Genomic DNA, 8813 nt, shown 5'->3' with positions numbered 1-8813 from the left:
CGGGGGGGGGGGGGTGGCCGGGGGGGTCCCCCCCTGGGTTGGCGCGACCGTACTTCCTGCCCCGTCTTGCCCGCCCCCCCGCCCCCCCCCCCCCCCCCGGCCCACCCCGACGGTTCCGCCGAACGCGACCCACCACGAGGGGCTCCGCCGTTGGCCGTCCTACTCGATCCCCTCACGCTCGATCGGCACGCTGCGCGGATTCTGCATGTGCTCCCGCGCCGCGCCATAGCGCTGCTGCCGCTTGTGATGGAACACCACGAACTCATCCCGCGGCAGCGGCCGCGAGAACAGCCAACCCTGCGCGAACTCGACCTTCCGGGTATGCAGATACGCCAGCTGTGCCTCGGTCTCCACGCCCTCGGCCACCACCCACAGGCCCAGCTCCTTGGCCATGTCGATGATGTGCGGGGTTACCGGGCTGGTGGCGCTCTCGGTGTCGATCGCATCGATGAATGATTTGTCGATCTTCAACGCGTCCAGCGGCAGCTGTTCCAGGTACTGCAGGCTGGAGAAGCCGACGCCGAAATCGTCAATGGCCACGCTGTGCCCGGCCCGACGCGCCTGCGCCAGCATCGTGCGGGCGCGGTCCAGATCCAGGAAGCCGCGCTCGGTGGCCTCCATCCAGATCTGCTGCGGCAGGATGCCGCTGCCGGCCATGTGCTTGGAGATCATCTTCAGCGCACGGCCGCTGCTGATATCTTCGGCGGCCAGGTTGATCGCGATGTGCGCGCTGCGGTCGGCCACCAGCAGTTCACGCATGTCGCGCACCACGTTCTCGATCACCAGATCGGTGACCGCGCCGATCATGCCGGCCTCTTCGGCCAGCGGAATGAACAGGTCCGGCCGCACCTGGGTGCCATCCGGGCGCTGCCAGCGCACCAGCGCTTCGGCGCCGACGCAGATGCCGGTATCCAGCTCGATGATCGGCTGGTAGTGCAGGTACAGCTCGCGGCGGCGGATCGCTGTGGCCAGCTCGCCGCGCAGGGACAGGCGGCGACGCGACAGCCAGATCACCAGGCCGGCACCGGCAGCGGCCAGCAGAACGCCGATCGGCACGAACAGCCACGCCTGCTGGCGGAAGGTCGCGGCAAGCGCGGTACGCGGCATGGTCGCGATCGCCAACCACTCTTCGTTGCGGGCGGTGGCATACAGGGTGTGGTGGTCCAGGCCTTCATCGGGGGCGCGCAGCAGGGTCTCCAGCAATGCCGGATCCATGCCGTCCTGCCTGGCCAGGAGACGCCCATCGGGGCTGGCCAGGGCAAGGCGCACGTTCGGGTCGGCGATGACATCGACGAAGCGGCGCGGATCGACCAGCACGTCGTAGTTGCCGTACAGGAACGACAGGACCTGGCGCCGTCCGCTGGCCTCGGGGCGCACATCCACGGCGATGCCGGCGCCATCACTGGTGACGTGGTCGGCCTTGGGCTGGTTGACGTCGGACAGGAACGGCCCCCACGACGTACAGCGCAGCTTGCCACCCTCGAAGTAGCCCATCTGGTCGACCGACGGCGAGGTCATCACCAGTGTCTGCATGCGCCGGATATGCTCGGGCCCGCAGGCGTCGTGGGCGCCGACCTCGGCCGACTGCAGTGCCGCCAGCGCTTCCTGGTAGGACTGGTCGGCGCGGCGCAGCGCGCGACCGGCGATGTCGCGCAGCCGCTGCTGCTCGACGCTGACTGCACGGTCCCAGGTGGCATAGGCCATCACCGCGATCGGCACGGCCGCGGCCAGCAGCGCCAGCGCGGTGCCACCAATGATCACGCGCAGCCGACTCAAGGCCGGAGCTCCAGCGGGGCGGGCAGGGCAGGGTACATGGTCGGGCCGATCCTTGGGCAGGTGCGGCTATCTGAGCATGACGCCGGGCCGGGCGGAATGGGACGAATCCGGTATTCGGTCACAATGTGATGAAAGCGACCATGATTGACGCAATCGGGTCGTCCAGCGCTGGCGCTCCGGGCCGGGGAGGACTAACGTCGAACGCTTCGCCCGCCCCAGTGCACGCCCATGACCGAGCCCGCAACGCCCCCCGAGCACCTGCGCCGCAGCCTGTCCAACCGCCACCTGCAGCTGATCGCCATCGGCGGTGCCATCGGCACCGGCCTGTTCATGGGCTCGGGCAAGACCATCAGCCTGGCCGGCCCGTCCATCGTCTTCGTCTACCTGATCATCGGCGCGATGCTGTTCTTCGTGATGCGCGCGATGGGCGAGCTGCTGCTGTCCAACCTGCAGTACAAATCCTTCATCGATTTCTCCACCGATCTGCTCGGTCCCTGGGCCGGCTTCTTCTGTGGATGGACGTACTGGTTCTGCTGGATCGTCACCGCCATCGCCGACGTGATCGCGATTGCCGCCTACGCGCAGTTCTGGTTCCCCGGGCTGGATGCGTGGATACCGGCACTGGCCTGCGTGCTGCTGTTGCTGGCACTGAACCTGGTGACGGTGAAGCTGTTCGGCGAGATGGAATTCTGGTTCGCGCTGATCAAGATCGTGGCGATCTGTGCGCTGATCATCACCGGCGCCGGGCTGGTGGCGTGGGGCTTCACCTCGCCCAGTGGCCACACCGCGTCGTTGTCGAACCTGTGGAATGACGGCGGCATGTTCCCGATGGGCCTTGTCGGCTTCTTCGCCGGTTTCCAGATCGCGGTGTTCGCTTTCGTCGGCATCGAGCTGGTGGGGACCACCGCCGCTGAAACCGCAGACCCCGAGCGCAACCTGCCCAAGGCGATCAACTCGATCCCGGTGCGCATCATCATCTTCTACGTGCTGGCGCTGATCGCGATCATGGCGGTCACCCCGTGGCGCCAGGTGGTGCCGGACAAGAGCCCGTTCGTGCAGCTGTTCGTGCTGGCCGGCATCCCCGCCGCGGCCAGCCTGATCAACTTCGTGGTGCTGACCTCGGCCACGTCTTCGGCCAATAGCGGCATCTTCTCCACCAGCCGCATGCTGTACGGCCTGGCCGAGGAAGGCCACGCACCGCGCGGGTTGTCGAAATTGTCACGCGCCGCAGTGCCCGCCCGTGGCCTGCTGTTCTCCTGCCTGTGCCTGCTCGGCGGCACGCTGCTGATCTACCTGATCCCCAACCTGGTGACCGCCTTCACCCTGGTCACCACGCTGGCGACGGTGCTCTTCATCTTCGTCTGGTCGCTGATCCTGGTGGCCTACATGGCCTACCGCCGCCGCTACCCGGAACGCCACGCTGCCTCGATCTTCAAGATGCCCGGCGGCGTCGCCATGTGCTGGGCCTGCCTGGTGTTCTTCGCCGCCGTGCTGGTGCTGCTGAGCCTGCAGGCCGACACCCGCCAGGCGCTGGTCGCCAGCCCGGTGTGGTTCGTGCTGTTGGGCGTGGGGTACTGGGTGCGTCGGAGGACCGCGAAGTAATCCAGCATTTGCGTTCCATCGATTGATCCAGAGATCTCTCTGGAGTGGGGTCAGAGACCGTTGCGCAGCAACGGGATCCGACCCCCCGCAGGAAATCGGCCGTTGCCGTTGCTGTTGAGGTTGCCGGCCAGCGGCCGGCACTACCACGGGTGCAGGGCGCAGCCCTGCTGGCCCCCATTCACCCAGCATTAGCGGGCGCGGCCGGATGATCCGGCCGCCATGTTCCGTCGCCCTCTCCTGCTTGCGCTGTTGCTGCTGCCCAGCCTGTGGCCCGGGCTGGCCGCCGCGCGCACCGTCTACCGCTGCGTGCAGGGCAACACCGTCAGCCTGGCCACCGCGCCGGAACCCGGTTCACGCTGCACCCCGAAGGAAATCGACGACAACGCCATCCAGACCCCGAATCTGTGGGGCAACATGGGCGTGTTCAGCGGCGTGCTGTACGAGCGCGAGCAGGATGGCGCGCTGGTCTACTCCACCCGCAACCTGCCCGGCTCGCGGGTGTTCCTGAAGTTCACCATGGCCACGCCGCCGGGTGAGCCTGCCCACGAAGGCCTGGGCAAGGTGGGCAAGCCGCAGCTGGCGCAGCATGCCAAACAGTTCAAGGCCGCCGCCAAGGCCACCGGCGTGGATGATGCGTGGCTGCGCGCGATCGCCCATGCCGAAAGCAACTTCGATGCGCTGGCGGTGTCCAGCAAAGGCGCACAGGGCGTGATGCAGTTGATGCCGGACACCGCGCAGGAGTACGGGGTGAATGATCCGTTCTCGCCGCAGCAGTCGATCGATGGCGGCGCCCGCTACATGCGCGCGTTGCTGCGTCGCTACAACGGTGATCGGCCGCTGGCAGCGGCCGCTTACAACGCCGGCATCGGCGCGGTCACCCGCTACAAGGGCGTGCCGCCCTATGCCGAAACCCTGGCCTACGTGGACAAGGTGATGGCCCTGTACGCACGCTACCGCGAGGCGATGGGCATCCGTACCGAGGTGCCGGCGCGCTAGGCGGGTGGTGCTGCACGCACGTGGTTCTACATGGGAGCTTGCTCAGCGCGAGGTGGAGGTGCTGACCAGTTCGTAGCGTTCGATGCGGCCCAGGCGGGCAACCTCGGCCTGCACGTCGGCGCGCTGCTTCAGCGCACGCCACGCCGCATCGATCTTCACGTCGCCGGGCAGCGACGGATAGGTGCGCATGTCCTGCAGGCTGGCCAGCGTTTCACCGCGTTCAACGGGTGAGCGCAACTGTTCGATCAGCACGGCAGCTGCGCCGTCGAGATTGCCCTCGTCCAGCAGCATCTCGCGCTGGAACAGGCGCGCGTCATCGCCCTGGGCCAGGATCGCTGCACGCGCGGCCTGTTCGGCCTTGGCATCGCCACGTTCACGGGCGGCAACGAACTGCAGCAGTGCCTGGGCCGCCTTGCCGTAACCGGCCAGGCCCGGCATGTCATTCACTGCCGTGGCGGCATCCTGCATGCGGCCCAGCGAACTGAACACGAAGCCGACGTTGAACTGGTGCTCGGCACCATCGGGGCCCAGTGCACCGATGCGTGCGGCCAGCTTGGCTGCCGCCAGCGCATCCTCGTTGCGACCCAGCCGGCGCAGCGCCGTAAGCCGGCTGTTGAGCAGCCATGCCACCCATTCGGCTTCCGCCGCCGAAGGCGCCTCGCCTTCGGCGGCCGCAGCGGCCATGCCATCGGTCAGCGCCAGCACTTCCTCGTTGCGGTCCAGCATCAGCAGCGTGCTGCTGAACTCGGCCATGCGCGCGTCCAGCGCCCGGTCGAGCAGGCCGGAAACCCGCAGTTCGTCGAGGTGCTTCTGTGCAGCCTGCACGGGATCAAAGCGCGGGTTGGCGCGGTCGACATAGGGATCGAAGCGCTTGTCACTGCGCAGCCGGATGATTTCGGCGGGCGCGGAGATGCGGGCCAGGGTCGCGGGGATGGCCTCGCCACGGCCGTTGTCGGCCTGCAGCGTGGCCAGTGCCAGCCACAGTCCGGTGGGTTCCAGGCCGCCGCTCTTCCAGCCGTTGTCGAACAGTGCCTGCAGCAGTTCCATGCGCTGCTGCGGCTGGTCCCGCAGGCGGAACTGCAGGTAGTTGATCGCGTGGTGGTCCACCGGCAACGGCGCATCGGCATGCTTCAGCGCCTGCACCAGGTGCTTGGTGGCAGGCGCCGGTTGGTTCTCGGACAGTTCCACCGAGACCAGGGTCAGCAGGATCTGCGCATCGTCCGGCAGTGCCTCCTGCGCGCGCTGCAGATAGCGGCGAGCCTGGTCCGGCTTCTTCTGCACCATCGCGGTCCAGCCGGCCACCTGCGCGGCGCGGCCGCGATGTTCAGCATCGAAGTCATCCAGCATCGGATCTTCCATCAGCCGTTCCATCGCGATGAGTGCGCCCAGCGTGTTGCCACTGCGTGACTGCTGGATCGCCTCATCCCATCGCGTGGCATAGGCCTGGTGCATCGCATCGGCGGTGACTGACGGCTTCTGTGGTGCCACCGAGATCGAGGCGGAGGCCGGCGTGCTGGCCAGTGCGGCCACCAGCAGGGCGGCGAGGGGGAAGATGCGGGGCATGGAGGATCTCCATCCGTGGGAAGAGCATTGAACCCGCTGTAGCCAGGGAGAACAAGCGCGACGCATGGAACTCTGGTATCCGGCAGTACGTTTGGCCTTGGCGGATCCTGCGTTCAGCGTCTATTGTCGGTGCCTCTTCAGACAGCAGGCAGGCAGCGCAGCACGATGGCACGGTGGCAATGGATGGCGGCAGGCGTAGCGTTGGCGACCGTAGTGGCATTGGCCGCAACCTGGTGGGAGACACCGCTGCATACGCTGGCTGAACCGGCGGGTCCGGTTCCAACGCCGCTGGCGTGGACCGCGCAGATCGAACCGCTGGCCGGCGATGGCCACCCGGGTGACCGCGATGGCGCGTCCGCGCAGGCACGTTTCGCCGATCCGTACGCGTTGCTTCGCAGTGCCGATGGCAGCGTCTATTTCACCGATGCCGGCGACAACAACCGGATCCGCCGCCGCTTGCCCGATGGTCGCGTTGAAACGGTGGCCGGGCAGGGCGAGGGGCGCGTTGATGGCCCGGCACTGCAGGCCAGTTTCAATACGCCGTCGGGCATTGCCGCCGACGCGCAGGGCAACCTGTATGTGGCCGACACCGGCAACCATGCCATCCGCCGCATCGGCACCGATGGCCAGGTGACCACGCTGGCCGGTGGCGAACAGGGCCACGCCGATGGCCCTGCCGCGCAGGCACGCTTCGATGCGCCGATGGGCATCGCAGTGGATGCGCAGGGCCAGGTCTACGTGGCCGATACCTTCAATGACCGCATCCGGGTGATCGGTACCGATGGCAACGTGCGCACCCTGGCCGGCGGCGATCGGCCGGGCCTGGCCGATGGCACCGGCGCCGCTGCGCGCTTCGACACGCCGGTGGCGTTGGACTTCGATGCGCAGGGCGCGCTGCTGGTGGCCGACCTGTTCAACAACGCGGTGCGCCGCGTAGGCGCCGACGGCACGGTGAGCACCGTGGTCGCCGCCGGTGGCGTGATCAATGGGCCGCTGTCGCTGGCCACCACGCACGACGGTGTGCTGTACGTGGGCGATCTTGATGGCCGCATCGTGCAGGTGACGCCGCAGGGCCACCAGATCGCGCTGGTCGGCAATGGCCGCCTGCCGCGCCTGGCCCGCCCGAGCGGGTTGGCGCTCGATGCCGATGGCAGCGTCCTGGTGGCCGACGCCGCCAGCTACCGCCTGCATCGCCTGCGCCCGCTGCCGGTGGGCGAACTGCCGGCACCGGCACTGGTCGGCCCGGCTGCCGATGCGGCGTTGCCGGAGACGGGCGGCCGCTGGCCGCTGGCACCGCAGGACGGTTGGCATGAAGTGGTCGGTACGTTGGGTGAGGTGCGCGGCAACTTCACCGGCGAGAGCCGCCACCACCTTCATGGCGGTTTCGACGTGCGCGGTGATGTGGGCCAGACCGTACTGGCGATTGCCGAGGGCAAGATCAGCAGCCCGGTGGCCGCCTGGAACCTGGGTGAGCAGGCCGAGGGCCTGGCGGTGGACCGCCTCAAGTACATCCACATGCGGGTCGGCCGCACCCCGCGCGATGAGCCCTACGATGCGCGCTGGCAGGCGTTGTATGACGAGCAGGGCAAGCTGGAGCGGATGCGCGTGCGCCGCGGCATGCGCATCCACGTCGGCGACCGCCTGGGCAGCATCAACAACCAGGCGCACGTGCACCTGGCCGTGGGTACCGGTGGTTTCGAGACCAATGCCGTGGCGCTGGGCTTCCACAACTACGCCGACCACTTCGCACCGCGCATCACCGATGTGGCGCTGCTGGACGACAACGACCAGCCGATGGCCGCCGGCAGCGATGGCGTGGTAATGGTGGCGCGCCAGGGCCGCGGCGTGCAGATCGTGATCGAGGCCTGGGACCAGGTCGACAACAACCTGCCGCGTCGTCGCCTGGGCATGTACCAGGTGGGCTACCAGATCCTCGATGCCGGCGGACAGCCGCTGCAGGGTTACGAGCAGCCGCGCTGGAACATCGTGTTCAACCGCATGCCGCCGCAGAAGGAAGCGGTGCGCGTGGCCTACGCACCGGACAGCGGTATCACGGTGCATGGCAGTGCGGTGACCCGGTTCCGTTACCTGGCTACCAACACCGTGCGTGATGGCCTGATGGAGACCGGGCGCTGGCAGCCGGCGGCGCTGCCGCCGGGCGAGTACATCGTGCGCGCCAGCGTGCGCGACTACAGCGGTAACGAAGGCGTGGGCCCGCGCGAGATCAGGGTACGGCTGCTGCCATAGCCGCAGCCGGGGCGCCGCAGCGTTCGCGCTCGGCGTCCATGTCTTCCAGCGGCCGCACTTCGATGCTGCCGAAGCGCGCCCATGGGAAGTCGCGGGCGATGCGCATGGCTTCGTCGCGGTCGCGGGCGACGATCAGGTTGAAGCCGGCCAGCAGTTCGCGGGTTTCGGCGAACGGGCCATCCAATACACGGCTGTGGCCATCACGCACGCGCAGGGTCTGCGCGGTGTCGACCGGCTGCAGCTTCTGCGCGGCCAGCAGCGTGCCTTCCGCCTGCAGTTTGTCGGCGTGGGCGAGGCAGTCGCGCATCAGCGCGTTGAATTCTTCGGTGGGCAGCGCCTGCAGCAGGGCAGGCTCGATGTAGATCAGAAGCAGGTACTGCTGCATGGCACGGTCCTGGCGGGGGCGGGGTGCCCATGATGGCGCAGGTTTGCCTGCCGGCATGCTGCAGCGCGAAAAGCCGCCTGCGGCGGGCGATCGGCGAACGGCGGAGCCCCTCCGTGGTGGGGTGGGTTGGTCGCTGAAAGCTCGGGTTCTTGGATTTGGCCGGGTGGGGAGGCAGGGCAGGGGGCGCTGCAAGTACGTCCATGTAAGCTCGGTCGCCGCATCCATGCGGCTCACGCCCCTGCCC

At 68.2% G+C, this 8813-nt stretch carries 6 protein-coding genes; 3 read left to right on the top strand and 3 right to left on the bottom strand.

Annotated elements, in window-relative coordinates; translation table 11 throughout:
* Window positions 1–159: 159 nt before the first annotated feature.
* Window positions 160–1776 (bottom strand): EAL domain-containing protein, encoded by a 1617-nt coding sequence (locus tag ABE423_RS19860; protein ID WP_049461408.1) that lies wholly within the window; start codon window positions 1774–1776, stop codon window positions 160–162.
* 228 nt (window positions 1777–2004) lie between these two features.
* Between ABE423_RS19860 and cycA the strand changes: the two genes are divergently transcribed.
* Together cycA and ABE423_RS19850 are read left to right on the top strand one after the other, a co-directional pair.
* Complete coding sequence (cycA, locus tag ABE423_RS19855) at window positions 2005–3378, top strand: D-serine/D-alanine/glycine transporter (protein WP_049399140.1); 1374 nt, start codon at window positions 2005–2007, stop codon at window positions 3376–3378.
* 219 nt (window positions 3379–3597) lie between these two features.
* Window positions 3598–4374: a lytic transglycosylase domain-containing protein gene (locus tag ABE423_RS19850; protein WP_125892404.1), complete on the top strand. Its 777-nt coding sequence runs from the start codon at window positions 3598–3600 to the stop codon at window positions 4372–4374.
* A gap of 42 nt (window positions 4375–4416) precedes the next feature.
* On the opposite strand, the gene ABE423_RS19845 is transcribed toward ABE423_RS19850, so the two are convergent.
* Window positions 4417–5937 carry a hypothetical protein gene (locus ABE423_RS19845; RefSeq protein ID WP_121504780.1) on the bottom strand — a complete coding sequence of 507 codons (1521 nt, stop codon included), beginning with the start codon at window positions 5935–5937 and terminating at the stop codon, window positions 4417–4419.
* Between the two features lie 165 nt (window positions 5938–6102).
* Here ABE423_RS19845 and ABE423_RS19840 point away from each other — a divergent pair, with 165 nt between their 5' ends.
* Window positions 6103–8184, top strand: coding sequence for an NHL repeat-containing protein (locus ABE423_RS19840; protein ID WP_346487262.1), 2082 nt, complete (start codon window positions 6103–6105; stop codon window positions 8182–8184).
* Here the strand turns inward: ABE423_RS19840 and ABE423_RS19835 are convergent.
* Window positions 8162–8569 (bottom strand): YciI family protein, encoded by a 408-nt coding sequence (locus ABE423_RS19835; protein ID WP_004153945.1) that lies wholly within the window; start codon window positions 8567–8569, stop codon window positions 8162–8164. The two genes, ABE423_RS19840 and ABE423_RS19835, sit on opposite strands and share 23 nt — an antisense overlap.
* Between the last annotated feature and the right edge of the window lie 244 nt (window positions 8570–8813).

The organism is Stenotrophomonas sp. TWI1409 (assembly GCF_039673015.1).
Classification (GTDB): Bacteria; Pseudomonadota; Gammaproteobacteria; order Xanthomonadales; family Xanthomonadaceae; genus Stenotrophomonas; species Stenotrophomonas maltophilia_A.
The sequence above is the reverse complement of the archived record's forward strand: the minus strand, read 5'-3'. Positions and strand labels throughout refer to the sequence as shown.

What these genes read in the sequence shown, in the direction of transcription:
- cycA (WP_049399140.1), top strand. Translation starts at nt 2,005, where the DNA reads ATGACCGAGCCCGCAACGCCCCCCGAGCACCTGCGCCGCAGCCTGTCC.
- ABE423_RS19850 (WP_125892404.1), top strand. Translation starts at nt 3,598, where the DNA reads ATGTTCCGTCGCCCTCTCCTGCTTGCGCTGTTGCTGCTGCCCAGCCTG.
- ABE423_RS19845 (WP_121504780.1), bottom strand. Translation starts at nt 5,937, where the DNA reads ATGCCCCGCATCTTCCCCCTCGCCGCCCTGCTGGTGGCCGCACTGGCC.
- ABE423_RS19840 (WP_346487262.1), top strand. Translation starts at nt 6,103, where the DNA reads ATGGCACGGTGGCAATGGATGGCGGCAGGCGTAGCGTTGGCGACCGTA.
- ABE423_RS19835 (WP_004153945.1), bottom strand. Translation starts at nt 8,569, where the DNA reads ATGCAGCAGTACCTGCTTCTGATCTACATCGAGCCTGCCCTGCTGCAG.